Raw genomic sequence first — 18,046 nt, 5'->3', positions numbered from 1 at the left:
ACAAATAAAATAGACGTAAAAAAAGGATGAGCCCTTAATCGAGGAGCGCCTGCACTTTTTTTCTGAACAAAAGAGGCACGGTAATGAATATCAAGTAAATTGCCGCTGTAGCTGCAATTGCTATGATGTCGCCGGTCAAGAGGCTTGACCCGAGCACATTTAAAATAACGGTGCCCGGAATGATGCCCGCAGCCGTCGCCAGGGCAAACGACAGGGGCTTCACTTTTGACACGCCTGCCGCATAGCTAACCGCGTCAAAATGAATCGGCGCGAGCCTCAAGAGCAGAATGCAGAAAAAGCCGTTTTTCCGCAAAAGCGTCCGCAGGCTGTCAAGCTTCAGCGGCATGTGCTGAAGGTTTCCGCCGAGCCTGTATGCAACAGCGAATGACAAAAATGCACCGCCCGCCGCACCGATAAAAGAATACAAAGAGCCAAACAGCGGACCGAATGCGAGGCCCCCGCTGACGGCGAAAACGGAAGCAGGTAGCAGCAAAAACGGCCGGATCATCAATAATCCGATATAGATGAGCGGGGCGAAAATCCCGAAGGATAAGACGCCTTCTCTTATATGAGCGGGGCTCAGATTCAGATATTTCGCATTCAACCATAGTCCGGCCGCCGCGATTACGGCGATAACCGTCCATTTGGCCAAGGTTCTTTTTTGCATCTTCTTCATCTCCGTAATTGAAGCTCGGGATCATGTGATTACTGACGTCGGTTTTTCCCGTCCAGCCGGACAGGTGTCGCTAAATACAGCACCCTCTCCATCAGCCTTGCCGCTTTCACCTCTTCTTTTTCGCCCCTTTGCGAATAGGTGAAATGGTGTTTCAGTTCATCAGGGTCAAAGTTGGAAGAGAAAAACGTCGGCAGCTGATGAGACATTCTGTGCTGAAGGATGGCGCCAAGCACCTCATCCCTCACCCAGCTTGACATGGACTCCGCACCGATATCATCGAGCATTAGAATCGGCGTAGACTTGACCATCTCAAGCTTTTCTTCAAGCGACTGATCGTGTATCGCATTTTTCAGTTCCCTGACAAATTCGGGGACATAGACGAGAATGGATGGATGGTCCTTTGCCGCAAGCTCGTTGGCGATGGCGGCCAGCATAAAGGTTTTTCCGACCCCGAACTTCCCGTAGACGTAGATGCCTTTTCCCTTTCCCGTTTCGTTATAGTCATGCAAAAAGCCTGTCACAAGCTGAAGGACCTTTAATCTGCTCGGATCATCTCCGTCAATATCGGCAAACGTAGCATTCAAGAGATCCTGTTGAATATAGATGCTTTTAATCAGCGACCGCTGTCTTTCCCTCTCGTCCGCTGCCTTTTTTTCCGGACACCTGTCATATTGAACATCGATCGTTTTTCCGTTCATCACAAGCTTTGGATGATAACCTTGAATCAGGTTTTTGCACTCTTTCAGACTCGAGCAGTCTTGGCATGCTTTGCTTTGCTGTGTAAATTCATAAAGCTTGTTTAGGCTCCTGTCGATCATTCCTTGATCCACTTCTGACTGGCGGCTGTTTAAAAACTCCTGAACATCCTTGTCAGAGAGCACTTTTTCTTTCATATCTTCAAGGCGTTTTTGAAAATCGGGTCTCGTCGTCACGCCTTGCAAAGCGCGTTTAATCGGCTCCATCATCTTCACCTCACATTAAAGAGCGGAATGGTTTTTCAGTTTTTTTATTTCTTCGAGCAGCTTCTGCTTCTGTTGGTCAAAGCCTTCTCTCGTTACGGAACCGGCCGGCTCTGTTTCGAGCGGTTTACTGTCGGCTTCGTCACTTTCCCGAAGCCAGTCAGGCAGCTTTTCTTCCCTGATGACTTTCTTGTTCCGGGAAGGCTTTTTCTTCCCTTCCGCCCATTCAAGATATTGGCGGTTTTCTTCTTTCGCAAGCTTCATAGCCTCTCTAACCGTGCGAACGTTTTTTCTGGCCCAGTGAGAAGCTATTTTTTGGGTGTAATTTTTCGAAAGCTTCATATCGGTTTTCAGCATGACATAATAAATCAGAACATTGATGACGCCGGGCTCTAATTTTTGGTCAAGCATTATTTCTTCTATAATTTTCAGATCGGCTTTGGATGGTTCCGCTCCGCCGCCGATATCCTGCAGCAGCTTTTTCGGCGATACCTGCTCAAGCAAAGCGATCAAATTGTCTTCCTTGGCGTTCGTTGACGACTGTTGATTCGGCTGTTCGCGGAGATTCATCGGCTGCACTTTGTCGACGAGCTCCGGAAGCGGGCCGCTGCGCTCGATCTGATACCAGTCGCTCGCCGCTTTTCTGAGCGCTTCTGTCGTGATCGTATCGTGCTCATCAACGGCTGACATGACGACGTTTTGCATCTGAAGCGGTTCGATCCCGTAGAGAAAGGCGAGCTTTTTAATCGTTTCCTTCACTTGGTCTGACAGCGCTTTTCTCGGAATAAGCGTGTCGGATAAACCGGCGAGAAACAGTTGAAAGTCAAAGGCGTCGTCTGTGACCGCCGCCGGTTTGCCATTCCCTTCTTTCATCCATTCACGATCTTCGCGAAGCTCCATCGCTTCGATCATATCGTCAGACATCTTCCATTCGCTCGGCTGGACAGATGCAAAAACTTCGTTGAAAGAACGGGTGATATCCCGTGCTTCTTCGGGAACAGACGGGTGGGAAAAGTATTCTTTCAGCTGCTGAAACCTCGCTTTTCCGACGCGGTTGTACAAGAAGACATTCAGCATGCCGTCCTGAAAGAACTCATCCGGTCTGAGCGGCGGAATCAATTCATATATAAACAAACGCTCGTCTTCCGTTTCTTTCATATAAGTTTTCAACAGTCCGATTCCCTCAAGCTTTTCCTTCTCTGAGTGAATCGTCTTCAGGTTGGTCTGCATCGCCGCCATCAGCTGTCTGTGAGTCGAGCTTTTCCCCCAGACTCTGTTTTGCTCCAGTTCCCCCCACAGCGTGAGAAACAAGCTGAATGAAAAAGAGCCGATTAGAGGCTGATACAATAGCGTGACAATTTGCCGGTCCAAGTCCTGAAGCAATCCGCAGCTTTTGACAACGTACGGATCGACAGGAAGCAAGTCTTTCCAATAATTACTCATATCTTTTGTCAACCTTCCACTTTGTTTCTTGTCCTCATTTTACACCTTTTTCAGGCCTTCATGTCACACGACCGTGGTTTTATCATGAGAAAAGAGCTGGATTAATTTACAGCTCTTTACCGTTCTTTCTTTATTAAGTCTTTCAGCTCGTCGATAAATACGTTAATATCTTTAAATTGGCGGTATACTGAAGCAAACCGGACGTATGCGACTTCGTCGATTTTCGCAAGCCGGTCCATCACCATTTCTCCGATCATATCGCTTTTCACTTCAGCAACGCCTTGATTTCTAAGCTCTTTTTCAATTTCAAAGCAAATATCCTCAAGTTGCTTTAAGGCGACAGGGCGTTTTTCGCACGCTTTGATCAAACCGCGGAGCATCTTCTCGCGGCTGAATTCTTCCCGGATTCCTTCTTTTTTTACGACGATGAGCGGAATTTCTTCCACTTTTTCAAATGTAGTAAATCGATAGTTGCATGATTCGCATTCGCGTCTTCTGCGAATCGATCTGCCTTCGTCAACGGGACGGGAGTCCAAAACCCTCGTCCCGTTATGCTGACATGCTGGACATTTCATTTTTTCAGCTCCCTATTCAATTGTTTGAATGTACAGATTTCTGCAGCTTTCCGTCCAGTTCGCTGTATAGCGTCGAGACAAGCCCGCGGCTGTAGCCAAAATCGGTCGGCAAAAACGTTTCCGTTGACACATTAAAATCCACCGCTGTATCAAAAGGGCGAATCGACACGACTGTCGCCACCACAAAAGCTTTTCTCGTTTTTTTCACCTCGGCGCTGATTTCTCCTCTTTCTTCCGACACCGATGTCACCTTACAGCCGTCAAGGCCTTCCAGCACTTCCTTTACAGCATTGAGCGTTTCTTTTGACGCCGCTTTATAATAGCGGCTCTTCAGCTCGTCCGAAGGATGGCGGTCAGACGTTTCGGCGTGTGTAGAAAAAAACCGGTGAATGTTTTGAAAAAGACTCATATCCCCTGTCCCCTTTGTCTTTCTTCTCTATATTTTATTAAAAAAATGGTTGATTTCCAAGGGAAAACAAATTAGGGCAAGAGAATGCCGGGGAGAATATGTTTCGGGGATTGTCGCGAGAGGAAAGAAAAAGGAGCGGATTTTAAAAGCGGTGTCCGCTTTTTCATCCAGCTCCTCTATCGGCATTAAAGTGCCTGTGCTTTGGCGTTGGCCTGTTTCACCTGAACAGGTCCCATGCCTCTCGGTATTTCAATGTTCTCTCTTGTTTCTGCTCTTAATTCTTCTGCGATATAATCGGCAGCTACGTTCGGATCTAAATCTCCGCAAGTATAAACATCAATGCTGGCATATCCGTGTTCAGGAAAACTGTGAATGGTCAAGTGAGATTCAGAAATGATCACAACCCCGCTTACACCTTGAGGTGCAAACTTATGAAAGGCTACCTCACGTACCTCAGCACCTGACTTCAGTGCCGCATTTACAAACGTTTTTTCAATAAAATCCATGTCATTCAGCTTATCAAAATCGCATCCCCACAGTTCGGAGATAACGTGACGCCCCATTGTTTCCATAGCATGGACCCCCCTTAACAAGAATTAGAAAAGTGAATTTCCAAGCAACTGAACCGGTCATTTACCACGGGGGAAAGTTAGTCCGGAGAGGTCCTAACCCTTTAAGTAATGCCGAAGCGCTCACGAACTAGAAGTTCACGAAAAATAGTATACTTTGTTTGAATATTTTTTGCAAGGCGGTTTTATCATTTGATGGTTAAGGGGTATTTATTTTTTATCCGTCCATGCTCTTATTTTATACAGCCGAAGGGTGTTTCATTCTTGAAGCCACGTATCTGATTAAATCGACAACCCTGCACGAATATCCCCATTCGTTGTCATACCATGCGAGCACTTTCACCTTTCTGTTCTCAAGCACCATTGTTGAAAGGCTGTCGATCACCGCCGAGTATGGATTCGTATTAAAATCGGATGAGACAAGCGGTTCATCGCATACATCGAGGATCCCGGACATCGAGCCTGCCGCCGCCATTCGGAACGCTTCATTAATATCTTCTGCCGTCGCATCGCTTTTTAAATCAGCCACAAGGTCAACGAGTGACACATTTGAGACGGGAACGCGCAGGGCCAGGCCGTGCATTCTTCCTTTTAAATGTGGCATGACAAGTGACAGCGCTTTCGCGGCGCCTGTCGTTGTCGGAATGATCGAAGAACCGCAGGCGCGCGCCCTTCTCAAGTCTTTGTGCGGATTATCAATATTTTTTTGATCATTTGTAAATGCGTGAACAGTGGTCACCAGGCCGTTTTCAATGCCAAATGCATCATCAAGCACTTTTGCGACAGGAGCGAGACAATTCGTCGTACAGGAAGCGTTTGAAATAATCGTATGACGCTCCGCATCAAATTCGCGTTCATTGACGCCCATCACGATTGTGATGTCTTCATTTTTCCCCGGCGCTGTCAAAATAACTTTTTTCGCGCCGGCTTCAATATGAGCTTCCGCTTTTTCCTTCGCGTTAAATTTCCCCGTCGCTTCTACGACGATGTCGATTCCGTATTGCGCCCACGGAAGAAGTTTAGGGTCCCTCTGATTGGTCAGCATGACCTTTTTACCGTTAACGAACAGGCAATCGTCTCCAGCGTTTACATCAAGCTCATATCGGCCGTGATTTGTGTCATACTTTATTAAATGAGCGAGCGTTTCCGGAGGGTAGCTCGCATTGATCACTGCAATGTCAATCTGTTCATCAAGCATCGCTTTTCTAAACACCATTCTGCCGATCCGGCCGAATCCGTTTATCGCAACTTTCACTTTCATCAAATATGCACCCCTTATTTTATGTCATTCCACATCATGATTTATTCAAAATAAGTATAACACATTATTTTTAATTAGCCATACCATTTGTTTCTTTTACAGCAAATTTACGCGGTTTTTGTGAAACAATGAACAAAGAACTAGAAAAAATCGGCATTAAAGCATATATTTCAAATACATCTTTAGTGCTACAATTTCCAACGGCGCCAAATTTTCACACGACAGAAGGCAGTGTCTTCAAGAAAGGACAACCATGAAACTGACCAAAAACATATATTTTATCATTTCTTTTTTGGCTGCGGCCGGCATTTATTTTTTTATAGGAACAGCAGCCGCTTCCGCGGCGAACGAAGATTATCCGAAACAGATGATCAGGCTGGAAAGCTTATCAGGCATAAACATCACGCCCGCCGGGAATCAAGATAATGCACCGCTAACAGCAAAACAGATGAGCGGGGAAAAAGCAGAAAGATGGAGGCTGGATACGTCTGACGGCAAACAGTTCAAAATCAGAAATATGGATAACGGCAAAATTATCATCCCTTCCCATTACGCGTTGTCAAACAATAATCCCGCTGTAGTCTACTATGACAATTCACGAAAAGAAGAGTTGTGGAATATTATCGGGGCTGACAAAGACGGAAACGGAGACTTTATCACGTATAAAATCGTCAGTGCGCAAAACAACAGCCTTGCCCTGACACTGGACGGCAACGGAGTGAAGCTTGCCAAATATACAGGCGGCTCCGTCCAAAAGTGGAAGCTTCCAAGCGACGGGCTCGAAGGTTTCGCGGGCTATGCAAAGGAAACGAATGGCAAGCAGAAAACAGGCACAACCGGCGGCCTGCTTGGAAAAGTCGTCTATGTCAACAATCTGGGCGAACTGAAAGCCAATATTGGAGGTTCAACGCCCCGCACCATTGTCGTCTCCAGCAATATCGGCGCTTCAGCCAAAACGGTATTGACGGTGGGTGCCAATAAAACAATCATCGGCTCGTATGAAAAACATAAGCTGAACAACATTTACTTTAAAACAAAAACGGACTCAGGCAACGTGATTTTCAAAAATCTGATCATTGCACATGATGCATTCATAAATGAAAACAACGACATCCCTGTTTACATTACAGATTCGAGGAATTACTGGATTGACCATGTCACATTCCAGGGCCACAGCTATTCAGCAAACGGTCACGATCTCGACAAGCTCTTATACATCGGCGCTAAAGCCGATTACGTCACACTGTCTCACAGCACATTCACAGACCACAGGTACGGCTTGATTCTCGGCTGGCCTCAAGATGACAAGCAATACCACAGTATATATAATGGATATCCGCGGATGACAATCAGCCACAACCGCTTTGAGAATCTCTATGTCAGGGCGCCCGGGTTGATGCGTTACGGCCATTTTCATGTGAAAAACAATTATATCAACAATTACCATCTAGGCTTCACGATAACGACATTGGCCAAAATTTATTCTGAAGCCAATTACTTCGGTACGGGCAGCGAGAAAGGCATACTTGATGATTACGGAGACGGCTCATTTAAAGATGTCGGATCATATCCGGCGATAAAAGGACAGAAATCGCCTGAAACAAGCTGGAAACCTTCATCCAACTACAGCTATCGGACGATGAAGGCAGGCAATGCCAAAGCTTTTGCCGAACGGTATGCAGGTGCACAACGCACCGCGCTGTATTATGCGAATTACAGCCAGTTTAAAAACGACTAATAAAAAAGTGAGCGCAATTTCGCGCTCACTTTTCAATATTTGACCATGTATCAAGCAGCTGATGAAGCTGCACTTCTGTATCTTTCAGACTGCCGCTGTTATCGATCACCGCGTCTGCCTTTTTCTTTTTTTCGTCAAGAGAATGCTGGGCGTGAATTCTGTTCAGCGCCTCGTCTTCAGTGAGCCGGTTTCTTTTCATCAGCCGCTCAAGCTGAAGCTCCATCGGCACCCAGACGACGATCACTTTATCTGTCAAATGTTCAAGCCCGCTTTCATATAAAAGCGGAATATCGAGAACAACAAACCGTTCACCGGCCCGGATGGCTTCGTCGCGCTGTTTGATCATCATTTTTCTCACTTCCGGATGGACGATCGCATTTAACTGCATCCTCTTTTCTTCGTTAGTAAAAACAATTTCTCCAAGTTTTCTCCGGTCGATACCGCCTGTTTCAAGCAGCACGCCTTGACCAAATGTCTCTGCGATTTTGTGATAAGCGGGCATCCCTTGTTCAACGGCCTCTTTCGCGATCACGTCCGCATCGACGACTGTGATGCCGCACTGCTGGAACATTTGCGCGACAGTACTTTTGCCGCTGGCAATCCCTCCGGTCAACCCGATGACCAATGTCAAAGGCCTGCACCTCCTTCTTACAGTTTCCAGATGCCGATCATAATCAGCAATATACCGGGAAGAAAGGTCAGTTTATCCATCCAGTTCCATTTCGATAAAAATCGCCCCGCCTGTATTCCGCAAAATACGAACAATGAGCTCATGATGCCTACCGTAATGCTCATCGGTACAGGGGAAAAGCCGAGCGCAGCCGCGCCGATCCCTGCTCCGAACGCGTCAATAGAGAGGGCGAAACCGAGAAGGAAAGCTTCTATACCGGTAATGATTCCTGATTTATCAATGTCGGCGCTTGTCGGTTTTCTTAAAATGTGTATCACGATTCCGAGCGATTTCAATTCAAGGTTGATGAGCGTTTTTTCAGAGAAGACGAGATCCTGTTCTTTCTCCGGCCTGAAAAACTGATACAGCACCCATGCGCCGATCCCCATTAATATGACGGCTCCGAGCCTTTCTGTTACGACAACGGGCAGGAATTTCGCCAAAAGGGTTCCGATCATCATGGCAATATACATCACGGCACCAGAGCAAAAAGCAATAATCAAAATCGCTTTAAATGGGATTTTCAACTTTCGCAATCCGTAAGTAAATCCGACTGAAAAACTGTCCAAGCTGACGGCAAATGCCAGCAGCAAGAAAGATGCAAACATCATATCAGGCTCTTCCTTTCTGTTGATGCGAGCGGTTAAGTCATGCAGCCTAAAGGCAGCTTTCTAGGCTTCTTATATATATGAAAGAAGAAAACCATCCGTGTGTTGTTTACCCGAAAAAGAAACATCACACCTTAAAGCTTGCTTTTAACAGCTATATGGAGCGTATGCATCGACAGCTTGAACCATGATACGGCTTGCTGTTGTCCCTTTTATGCGATTGTCATTTTTTCTGGCACTTTATGCAAAAATGCGTGCCCCTTCCGCCAACGACTGTTTTTTCAATTGGAGATCCGCACTTTTTACAAGGTTCATCTTTCCGGCCGTAAACGAAAAGTTTGAGCTGGAACATGCCGATTTCACCTTGTGAATTGATGTAAGATCTGACTGTGCTTCCCCCTGCTTCAACAGCTTCCTTTAACGTTTGAACGATCTCTTCATGAAGAAGAACCGTCTGTTTTTTTGTGAGCTTGTTCGCTGTTGTCTCGGGATGGATACCGGCTCTGAATAAAGCCTCGTCGACATAAATATTGCCCAGCCCGACCACTGTCCGCTGATCGAGCAGTGCGGTTTTCACTGAGCGGTTTGTTTTCTTCAGGCGCTCTCTTAAGTAACCGGCTGTAAATTCCTCGCTGAAAGGTTCGGGACCGAGCTGCCTGAGAGGCAGCTCCGTCAGTTCTTCTCCCGGCTTAAACAAATGCATCGTGCCGAACTTTCTGACATCCCGGTAGCGCAGCTCGCTTCCGTCCGTGAACCTGAAAATGACGTGCACATGTTTATCAAGGGGTTCATCGTTTTGATGAAGCCCGTACTTTCCTTCCATTCTCAAATGGGAAACCATGACACAATCATCAAGATGAAACAACAGGAATTTTCCCCTTCTTCCGATCGACTGAATCGTCTGACCGGCCAGGAGCCTTGCGAATTCCTCAGGCTCCTCCGGACGTTTTATGATTTTTGTCCATCTGACATCAACCGCATCGATCGTTTTCCCTCTTACAAGCCCGGCAAGAGTGCGCCGGACCGTTTCGACTTCTGGTAATTCCGGCACATCATCACTTCCTTTTCTCTATTTTGCATCGTACCATGAAGGCCCTGAAGCGCAGTCCACTTTCAGCGGAACATCGAGCTCCAATGCATGTTCCATTACTTCCGGAACCAGTTTTTCAAGCACTTTGATTTCATCTTCAGGCGCTTCAAAAATCAATTCGTCGTGAACCTGTAGCAGCAGTTTTGCCTGGAGATTTTTTTCTTTCAGCTTGTCCGCCATGTCGATCATCGCTTTTTTAATGATATCTGCGGCGCTTCCCTGGATCGGCGTGTTCATTGCCGTCCGTTCGGCAAAGCTGCGCAGATTGAAATTCCGACTCGTCAATTCCGGTATATACCGCCTCCGGCTTAAAAGAGTCGTCACATAGCCCCTCTGTTTCGCTTCTTGAACGGTTTCTTCCATGTATTCTTTAACTCCCTGGAAGCTGTGGAAATAGCGCTCAATAAACGCGGCCGCTTCCTTTCTTGTAATTCCCAGGTTTTGCGACAAGCCGTAGTCGCTGATTCCGTAGACGATTCCGAAATTGACGGCTTTCGCCTGCCTCCTCATCGCAGGGGTGACTTCTTCTTCTGATACATGAAAAACATCCATCGCCGTTTTCGTGTGAACGTCCATATCGTTCGTGAACGCTTCAATCAAATTTTTATCCTTTGAAATGTGGGCGAGAACCCTCAATTCGATTTGGGAGTAATCCGCAGCGAATATGAGCCAGCCTTTTTGCGAAGGGACAAACGCCTGCCGGATTTTGCGGCCTTCCTCAAGACGGATCGGTATATTTTGCAGATTGGGATCGGTTGAGCTGAGCCTTCCCGTCTGTGTTAAAGCTTGATTAAAGCGGGTATGCACTTTATGGCTGTCTTTTTTGATTACTTTTAAAAGCCCTTCGACGTATGTGGACTGGAGCTTGCCGATCTGTCTGTAGTGCAGAATATCTTCGATAATGACGTGTTTGTCGCGCAGTTTTTCCAGCACATCGGCTGAAGTCGAATAGCCCGTTTTTGTTTTTTTGACGGCAGGCAGCCCGAGTTTTTCAAACAAAATCACACCGAGCTGCTTTGGAGAATTGATATTGAACGTTTCACCTGCTGACTCGTGGATTTTCTTCTCGTATTCCGCTAATTTGGCGGACAGTTCTTCCCCCATTTTTTTCAATCTGTCGACATCGACTTGGACACCGATCGATTCCATCTCACCGAGAATGTGGGCGAGGGGCATTTCGAGCGCTTCAAACAGATCGAGCTGCTCGTTTTTCTCCAATTCATCAAGGAGCTTTTCGCGGAGCAGCGATATCGCCTTCGCTTTTCTGGCTAAATGGTCTGCAAGCTCCTTCTCATCCGGCACCGCCTGTTTCGCGCCTTTTCCGTAGACCGCTTCATCTGCCGCGACAATGTGTAATTGGTGTTCTTTCGCAACGCTTGCAACATCGTCGTAGGCGTGTCCCGGATTGATGATATAGGCCGCAAGGAGAACGTCAAATTCTGCGCCTTTCAGTTCGATGCCCCGCCAGCGCAAAGCGACCGCCGCGCGTTTTGCATCAAACACCCATTTCTTTTTCGACTCGTCTTCGGCCCACTCTTTAAAACGGTCCGACTGAACGGCCGTCTCTTCCGGGATGAAGAAAGCGCCATGTTCGTTGACGATCGAAAAACTGAGAATCGGCGCCTCATGATAATTGTCGCCGAGCTGTTCGACAACGAGTGAAGCCGGTGACGCAAACAAATCATCCGTGATGTCTGTTTTGATCGTGACGTTGATCTCTTCAAACTGTTCTTCTTCTTTTTCTCCCGGCTCTTCGCCAATCCTTTCGAGCAAAGAGTTAAAACCGAGATCTTTAAAAATCTTGACGACCGCTTCCCTGTCAAAACCTTCGTATCCGAGGGAATCGAGGGTGACTTCAAGCGGCGCTTCTGTCGTAATTGTCGCAAGCTCTTTGCTCATCAATGCCTGTTCTTTAAATTCTTCAAGCTTTTCTTTCAGTTTTTTTCCGCTGACTTCGTCTATTGACGACAGCAGCTCCTCTACTGTATGGAACTGTTTCAAAAGCTTGATCGCCGTCTTTTCGCCGACGCCCGGCACACCTGGAATGTTGTCTGATGAGTCTCCCATCAGCCCTTTCATGTCAATGATTTGTTCAGGTGTAAGTCCGTACTTTTCCCGGACATGTTCCGGCGTATAGTATTCAACATCTGTAATGCCCTTTTTCGTGATGGCGACCGTCGTTCCTTCTGTAGCCAGCTGTGTCAGGTCTTTGTCGCCTGAAAAAATCTTCACTTCAAATCCGTCTTTTTCCGCTGACTTGGCAAGGGTGCCGATAATATCATCGGCCTCGTAGTTTTCAAGCTCATACCTTGAGATTTGATAGGCGTCGAGGAGCTCGCGGATAAACGGCAGCTGCTCGGACAGCTCGGGCGGCGTTTTTTGTCTGCCGCCTTTATATTCTTTAAACGTTTTATGTCTGAATGTCGTTTTCCCCGCATCAAAAGCAACGAGCATGTGGGTCGGTTTTTCTTCTTCAAGCATCTTCATTAAGATCGTGGTAAAACCGTACACAGCGTTTGTATGTATCCCTTTTTCATTGCTGAGAAGAGGCAGAGCGAAAAACGCGCGGTAAGCCAGGCTGTTTCCGTCAACCAATACTAGTTTTTTTCTTTCAGTCATCTTTATCCTCCTAAGGAGCCGATTCGTCAGCTTCCATTCAACTTCGTGATCATATTTGCTTATTTTATTTTAGCAAAGTTCATTTTGAAAGGAAAATGAGAGTGATTTCGCAGAAAAATAAAAAAAGGGACGCGCTGTTGATCGCGTCCGTCCATATGGCTCCTTGGATGAAGGGGTTCACTAATGATCCTATCAGCCAAGTTTTAACCATATATATAAAAGTTGTTAAGCCTTTGTAAAGTTTGCTAAATGAAGCTACTCGGATGCGCGTTTTAAGCGGACCGTGAATTCGGTGCCTTTCCCCCGCTCGCTTTCGACGTCGATTTCACCGTCATGGGCTTCGACTAAATGCTTGACGATCGCAAGGCCGAGACCGGTTCCTCCTGAATTTCTGCTCCTGTCTTTATCGATCCGGTAGAAGCGTTCGAATATTCTCGGGATTTCGGACCGCTTGATCCCGATGCCCGTATCCTTCACTTTGACTTGCACTGCATTTTCCAGTACATCAGCCGAAATCGTTACGTTTCCATCTTCAGGCGTATATGTGAGGGCATTGTTCACCAAATTTAAAAAGATCTGCTTTAGTCTGTGCGGATCCCCAGAAGCAACGGCTGGCATCTCCGGCTTTTCCAGGGTCAAGGTGATTCCTTTTTCCTCCGCTTTATTCTTCAAAAGCATCCCAATTTCAGCGAGGATTTCACCTATATTGCAATTTTGAATATTCAAGGTGAAGTTCTGCTGTTCGATTTTCGACAGATCCAACAGGTCCTGGATCAACGTTTGCAGACGGCTGCTCTCTTTTAAGATGATCGATAGAAATTGCAGCAGCGTCTCCCTTTCGTTCATCGCTCCGTCTAAAAGCGTCTCGGTGAACCCTTTGATCGATGTAATCGGCGTTTTCAGCTCGTGGGAGACATTGGCGACAAAGTCCTTCCTCATTTCTTCAAGCTGCTTTCTTTCCGTCATATCATGGAACACGAGAACGATGCCTTTCCACTCATCATTGATGCCGATAATTGGAACTCCGTCGACTTCAAAATACCTTCTTTCAATTTTGATCGGCAGTTTAAACATTTTGCGGACCTTTGTTTCCGTCATAAAAATTTCTTCAATTAGATTAATGATTTCTTCGTGTTCGAGCACTTCGTGATAGAAATGGTAAAGAAGCTGATCGGCTTCTACGTGAAATTGCTTTTGATAAGCGCGGTTCACAAGGTGAATATAACCCTTTCCATCGATTAAGATCAGACCGGAGTCGATATTTTCGATGACGGTTTGCAGACGGTCGCGCTGCATTTCCTGTGCTCTTGTCATGTCCTGCAGGTTCTGCGCCAGCATATTGATGGACTGGCTCAGCATCGTTTCATCTTCGTTGAAAGTTCTTGCTTTATAGTTTCCTTTGGCAAGCTCAATCGCTACTTGTGTCGCAGACTCAATCGGATTCGTATATTGAGAGGTTATTCTCGCCCCAAGCCCGGCGATGATTAAAAAGGCCGTTCCAAGGCTCACGCCGAGGAGAATCCAGATCTTTTGATTGATATCTTGCAATGAATCGACAGGAGTGCTGATCAGAATATATCCATTCACATTCCCGTCTTCTTTCAGCGGCTGCACGTAACGGTAAACGGACTCGTCATCCGGATTGATTCTGAAGCCTCCTCCTTCACCGTTTAAATCCGACTCAAGCGCTTCTTTGATAACGGATTGATCTTCTGCACGGCCCCCAAAATGAAAAAGAACCTGACCTTTTGTATCAACCAGCGATACATGACTGTCCAGTTCACGGCTTGCCTTCTCTAAAATGGCTCCTTGCTCCGAAGACTTCATGTTTTCACGATTTGCCAATGAAGCGACCAAAGCGGCTTCTTTTTCAATATGGCTGCTCAGTTTGGCATCGTATGAGGAGTGAAACAAGTGAACGAGCAGAAAACCGAGTGAAGCAAATACGAGAATCAAAAGCGTCAGCAGGGCAGCTAAAAGCCGGGTCCGGAATTTAATCATTCAGCTTCGGCTCCTCCATTTTGTAGCCAAGACCTCTGATTGTTTTAATGTATTCCGGTTTTTTCGTATTTTTTTCGATCTTATCGCGAAGATGGCTGATATGGACATCGACGATGCGCGTATCCCCCGCGAAGTCGTAGTTCCAGACAGCGTTGAGGAGAAGGTCTCTCGTCAGCACCCTCCCTTTATGCCTTCCCAAATATAAAAGGAGTTCGAATTCCTTAGGCGTTAGCTCGAGGCGTTCGTTTTGAAAGTAAACCTCATAATGTTCTGGCAGTATTTTCAATTCGCCTATGATCAGCTCGCCTGCATCCGGTTCTTCCGTCTCCTCCGGATGAACGGACAGCGTCTGTGTTCTTCTTAAAATCGCTTTGACCCTTGCCGTCACCTCTCTCGGGCTGAACGGCTTCGTCATATAGTCATCGGCACCCAGCTCGAGACCGAGCACCTTATCAAATTCATCATCCTTAGCGGTCAGCATCAAAATCGGATACATCAGCTTCTTCTGTCTGAGTTCCTTGCATACTTCAATGCCGTCCATTTTAGGAAGCATCAGATCGAGCACGATCAGATCCGGCTTCTCTTCAATCGCCTTTAATAAGCCGGCCTCTCCGTCCATGGCCGTCACCACATGATAGCCCGACCGTTCAAGGTTATATTTTAGAAGGGTAACAATCGATTCCTCATCATCTACAACTAATATCTTTTTGCTCATGACATGCCTCCAGGCTTCAGATTTCCCCGACATCTCTTTCTCTATCTTTTGTTAAATAAACGTTTTCACTCCTATTTTAACGAAAGCCTATCCGTTCGACAATTTGATTTTTCAGTGTTTTGCATAAAATCTCTCTTTTTCGGCAATAAACCGCTGTTTTAAGCGATGGAATGCTTCCAGAAAAAAGAATGAAAATGTCCGGGCAGATGATTATGATTAGGTATATGCTGACAGCCCGTGTTTATGTCTTGATTTTCATATGGTTTTATGTAAAAAAAGATCGCATTCAAAAACAGGAAGGCTTGTATAAAGCCTTCCTGCTGTTTTCATTATGATAATACTTTCATGACGTTTTTGACTGATTCAACGGATCGATCAAGCTGACTTCTTTCTGTTTCAGTCAGTTCAAGTTCAATGATCTGTTCAAGACCGTTTCCGCCGATAATCGTCGGAACGCCGAGGTAAATGCCTTCATAGCCGTATTCGCCTTCAAGGTAGGCAATAGTCGGCAGCACGCGGCGCTGGTCTTTTAAGATTGCTTCAACCATTTCTGTCAGGGAAGCGGCAGGCGCATAATACGCACTTCCGTTTCCTAACAGGTTGACAATTTCTCCCCCGCCTTTTCTCGTTCTTTCAACAATCGCATCGATCCGGTCTTTCGGAAGAAGCGTTTCAAGCGGAATGCCGCCTGCATAAGAGTAGCGAACGAGCGGAACCATATCGTCCCCGTGTCCGCCCAGTACAAAACCTGTAATGTCTTTGACGGAAAGGTTGAGCTCCTGAGCGACAAACGTTCTGAATCTTGCCGTATCCAAAACTCCCGACTGGCCGATGACCCGCTCTTTCGGGAAGCCCGATTCTTTATAGACGGCGTATGTCATCGCATCCACAGGGTTTGTCAGAACGACGATGATACAATCAGGTGAGTATTTAACAACTTCCTTCGTTACGCTCCTCATGATCTTTTCATTTGTAGCCACGAGGTCGTCCCGGCTCATTCCCGGCTTTCTTGCGATTCCCGCCGTGATGACGACGATATCTGAGCCGGCCGTATCTTCGTAGTTTGCCGTTCCTGTAATATTCGCGTCAAATCCTTGGACAGGGCTCGCTTCCAGCATATCGAGCGCTTTCCCTTTTGTAGGGTTTTCAAGCTGCGGAATGTCGACTAGCACGACGTCAGCCAATTCTTTTTGAGCCGTTAAAAACGCAGTTGTTGCACCTGTAAAGCCCGCTCCGATGACAGATACTTTATTTCGCTTCTTTCCCATGTTTTCTACCCCTTTTAATTGTTGTTGTTTTACCCCAAAACAGCCGTTTAAGACATATTTTTGATAAGCTCATCACCGAATTCAGAGCATTTAACTTCAGTCGCGCCGTCCATCAAACGAGCGAAATCGTATGTGACGACTTTGGATGCGATTGTTTTCTCCATAGATTTAATCACAAGGTCGGCAGCTTCATTCCAGCCCAAATGCTCAAGAAGCAGCACGCCGGATAGGATGACTGAAGACGGGTTTACTTTGTCTAGGCCAGCATATTTTGGAGCTGTACCATGTGTCGCTTCAAAGATGGCGTGTCCTGTCTCATAGTTGATGTTTGCTCCAGGAGCGATGCCGATTCCGCCGACTTGGGCAGCAAGCGCATCTGAAATGTAGTCCCCGTTCAGGTTCATTGTCGCCACAACATCAAACTCGGCAGGGCGGGTCAGGATCTGCTGAAGGAAGATGTCAGCGATGCTGTCTTTGATGATGATTTTGCCGGCCGCTTCAGCTTCGCTTTGCGCTTTGTTTGCAGCGTCTTTGCCGTCTTTTTCAGCGATGCGGTCGTATTCGGCCCATGTGAATACTTTATCGCCGAATTCTTTTTCAGCCACTTCATAGCCCCAGTTTTTAAAGGCGCCTTCCGTGAATTTCATGATGTTTCCTTTATGGACGAGCGTTACAGATTTGCGGCCGTGCTCGATTGCATACTCGATCGCAGCTCTGACAAGCCTTGACGTTCCTTCTTCAGAAACCGGCTTGATACCGATGCCTGATGTTTCAGGGAAACGGATTTTGTTAACGCCAAGCTCGTTTTTCAGGAATGAAATCAGCTTTTGAACTTCTTCAGAGCCTTTCGCGTATTCGATGCCGGCATAGATATCTTCAGTATTTTCGCGGAAGATGACCATATCCGTATCTTCAGGGCGCTTAACCGGTGAAGGAACGCCTGTGAAATAGCGGACAGGACGCAGGCATGTAAACAGGTCAAGCTCTTGTCTTAGCGCTACGTTTAATGAGCGGATTCCGCCGCCTACAGGAGTTGTTAAAGGACCTTTAATCGCGATCAGGTATTCGCGGATCGTATCAAGCGTTTCTTCAGGAAGCCATTCGCCTGTTTTGTTGTACGCTTTTTCCCCGGCGTAGACTTCTTTCCAAGTGATTTCCTTTTCGCCGTTATACGCTTTCTCCACAGCCGCTTCAAGAACCCTTGAAGCCGCTCTCCAAATATCAGGACCTGTTCCGTCCCCTTCAATAAACGGGATAACCGGGTTGTTTGGAACGTTTAATACTCCGCCGGAGACTGTAATTTTTTCGCCTTGTGCCACAATAAAACCTCCCATAATATGTAATTCTTCAATATAGAAAAACATTTGTTTCCCCCGTTTGGCGGGGGACAAACATGTTTTTTCATAGATTCATGAAATCGTTGTTTCCTAAGAAAGCCGTTAAGA

At 46.5% G+C, this 18,046-nt stretch carries 16 protein-coding genes; 1 reads left to right on the top strand and 15 read right to left on the bottom strand.

Annotated elements, in window-relative coordinates:
- Positions 1 to 34 precede the first annotated feature (34 nt).
- The 7 genes from M1E03_RS06335 to M1E03_RS06305 all read right to left on the bottom strand — a co-directional run bounded on the left by M1E03_RS06335 (position 35) and on the right by M1E03_RS06305 (position 5,892).
- Positions 35 to 667, bottom strand: coding sequence for a TVP38/TMEM64 family protein (locus M1E03_RS06335; protein WP_026579089.1), 633 nt, complete (start codon positions 665 to 667; stop codon positions 35 to 37).
- Between the two features lie 38 nt (positions 668 to 705).
- The gene (dnaI, locus tag M1E03_RS06330; protein ID WP_458110796.1) at positions 706 to 1,638 is read right to left on the bottom strand and encodes a primosomal protein DnaI; all 933 of its coding nucleotides are present in this window, start codon (positions 1,636 to 1,638) and stop codon (positions 706 to 708) included.
- Positions 1,639 to 1,653: 15 nt separating this feature from the next.
- Positions 1,654 to 3,078: a replication initiation and membrane attachment family protein gene (locus M1E03_RS06325; RefSeq protein ID WP_023855478.1), complete on the bottom strand. Its 1,425-nt coding sequence runs from the start codon at positions 3,076 to 3,078 to the stop codon at positions 1,654 to 1,656.
- Between the two features lie 116 nt (positions 3,079 to 3,194).
- Positions 3,195 to 3,653, bottom strand: a complete 459-nt coding sequence (nrdR, locus tag M1E03_RS06320; protein ID WP_020452543.1) for a transcriptional regulator NrdR — start codon at positions 3,651 to 3,653, stop codon at positions 3,195 to 3,197.
- A 16-nt stretch (positions 3,654 to 3,669) separates the two neighbouring features.
- Positions 3,670 to 4,062 carry a cytosolic protein gene (locus M1E03_RS06315; RefSeq protein WP_145654332.1) on the bottom strand — a complete coding sequence of 131 codons (393 nt, stop codon included), beginning with the start codon at positions 4,060 to 4,062 and terminating at the stop codon, positions 3,670 to 3,672.
- A gap of 185 nt (positions 4,063 to 4,247) precedes the next feature.
- The gene (gene speD / locus M1E03_RS06310; protein ID WP_020452545.1) at positions 4,248 to 4,634 is read right to left on the bottom strand and encodes an adenosylmethionine decarboxylase; all 387 of its coding nucleotides are present in this window, start codon (positions 4,632 to 4,634) and stop codon (positions 4,248 to 4,250) included.
- A gap of 235 nt (positions 4,635 to 4,869) precedes the next feature.
- Positions 4,870 to 5,892, bottom strand: a complete 1,023-nt coding sequence (locus M1E03_RS06305) for a glyceraldehyde-3-phosphate dehydrogenase (RefSeq protein ID WP_020452546.1) — start codon at positions 5,890 to 5,892, stop codon at positions 4,870 to 4,872.
- Between the two features lie 253 nt (positions 5,893 to 6,145).
- Between M1E03_RS06305 and M1E03_RS06300 the strand changes: the two genes are divergently transcribed.
- The gene (locus M1E03_RS06300) at positions 6,146 to 7,630 is read left to right on the top strand and encodes a pectate lyase family protein (RefSeq protein WP_195536473.1); all 1,485 of its coding nucleotides are present in this window, start codon (positions 6,146 to 6,148) and stop codon (positions 7,628 to 7,630) included.
- A gap of 25 nt (positions 7,631 to 7,655) precedes the next feature.
- Here the strand turns inward: M1E03_RS06300 and coaE are convergent, their stop codons facing one another.
- The 8 genes from coaE to icd all read right to left on the bottom strand — a co-directional run bounded on the left by coaE (position 7,656) and on the right by icd (position 17,920).
- Entirely contained in the window at positions 7,656 to 8,261 is a 606-nt protein-coding gene (gene coaE, locus M1E03_RS06295) for a dephospho-CoA kinase (RefSeq protein ID WP_145930149.1), read from the bottom strand.
- A 17-nt stretch (positions 8,262 to 8,278) separates the two neighbouring features.
- A complete protein-coding gene (gene ytaF / locus M1E03_RS06290) occupies positions 8,279 to 8,911 on the bottom strand; it encodes a sporulation membrane protein YtaF (RefSeq protein ID WP_009329359.1) in 633 nt (210 codons plus the stop codon).
- Between the two features lie 220 nt (positions 8,912 to 9,131).
- Positions 9,132 to 9,959, bottom strand: a complete 828-nt coding sequence (mutM, locus tag M1E03_RS06285) for a DNA-formamidopyrimidine glycosylase (RefSeq protein WP_023855481.1) — start codon at positions 9,957 to 9,959, stop codon at positions 9,132 to 9,134.
- 18 nt (positions 9,960 to 9,977) lie between these two features.
- On the bottom strand, positions 9,978 to 12,617 hold the full coding sequence (gene polA, locus M1E03_RS06280; RefSeq protein WP_145930148.1) for a DNA polymerase I: 2,640 nt from the start codon (positions 12,615 to 12,617) through the stop codon (positions 9,978 to 9,980).
- Positions 12,618 to 12,872: 255 nt separating this feature from the next.
- Positions 12,873 to 14,618 carry a two-component system histidine kinase PnpS gene (gene pnpS / locus M1E03_RS06275; RefSeq protein WP_216919799.1) on the bottom strand — a complete coding sequence of 582 codons (1,746 nt, stop codon included), beginning with the start codon at positions 14,616 to 14,618 and terminating at the stop codon, positions 12,873 to 12,875.
- Complete coding sequence (locus tag M1E03_RS06270) at positions 14,611 to 15,333, bottom strand: response regulator transcription factor (RefSeq protein ID WP_020452552.1); 723 nt, start codon at positions 15,331 to 15,333, stop codon at positions 14,611 to 14,613. The genes pnpS and M1E03_RS06270 overlap by 8 nt, the downstream gene beginning before the upstream one ends.
- A gap of 329 nt (positions 15,334 to 15,662) precedes the next feature.
- Positions 15,663 to 16,601, bottom strand: a complete 939-nt coding sequence (gene mdh / locus M1E03_RS06265; protein WP_020452553.1) for a malate dehydrogenase — start codon at positions 16,599 to 16,601, stop codon at positions 15,663 to 15,665.
- A 47-nt stretch (positions 16,602 to 16,648) separates the two neighbouring features.
- Positions 16,649 to 17,920 carry an NADP-dependent isocitrate dehydrogenase gene (icd, locus tag M1E03_RS06260; RefSeq protein WP_023855485.1) on the bottom strand — a complete coding sequence of 424 codons (1,272 nt, stop codon included), beginning with the start codon at positions 17,918 to 17,920 and terminating at the stop codon, positions 16,649 to 16,651.
- Between the last annotated feature and the right edge of the window lie 126 nt (positions 17,921 to 18,046).

This window comes from Bacillus sp. PK6-013 (assembly GCF_054161445.1).
Note: the sequence above shows the minus strand (reverse complement) of the source record. Positions and strands in the feature narration are given on the sequence as shown.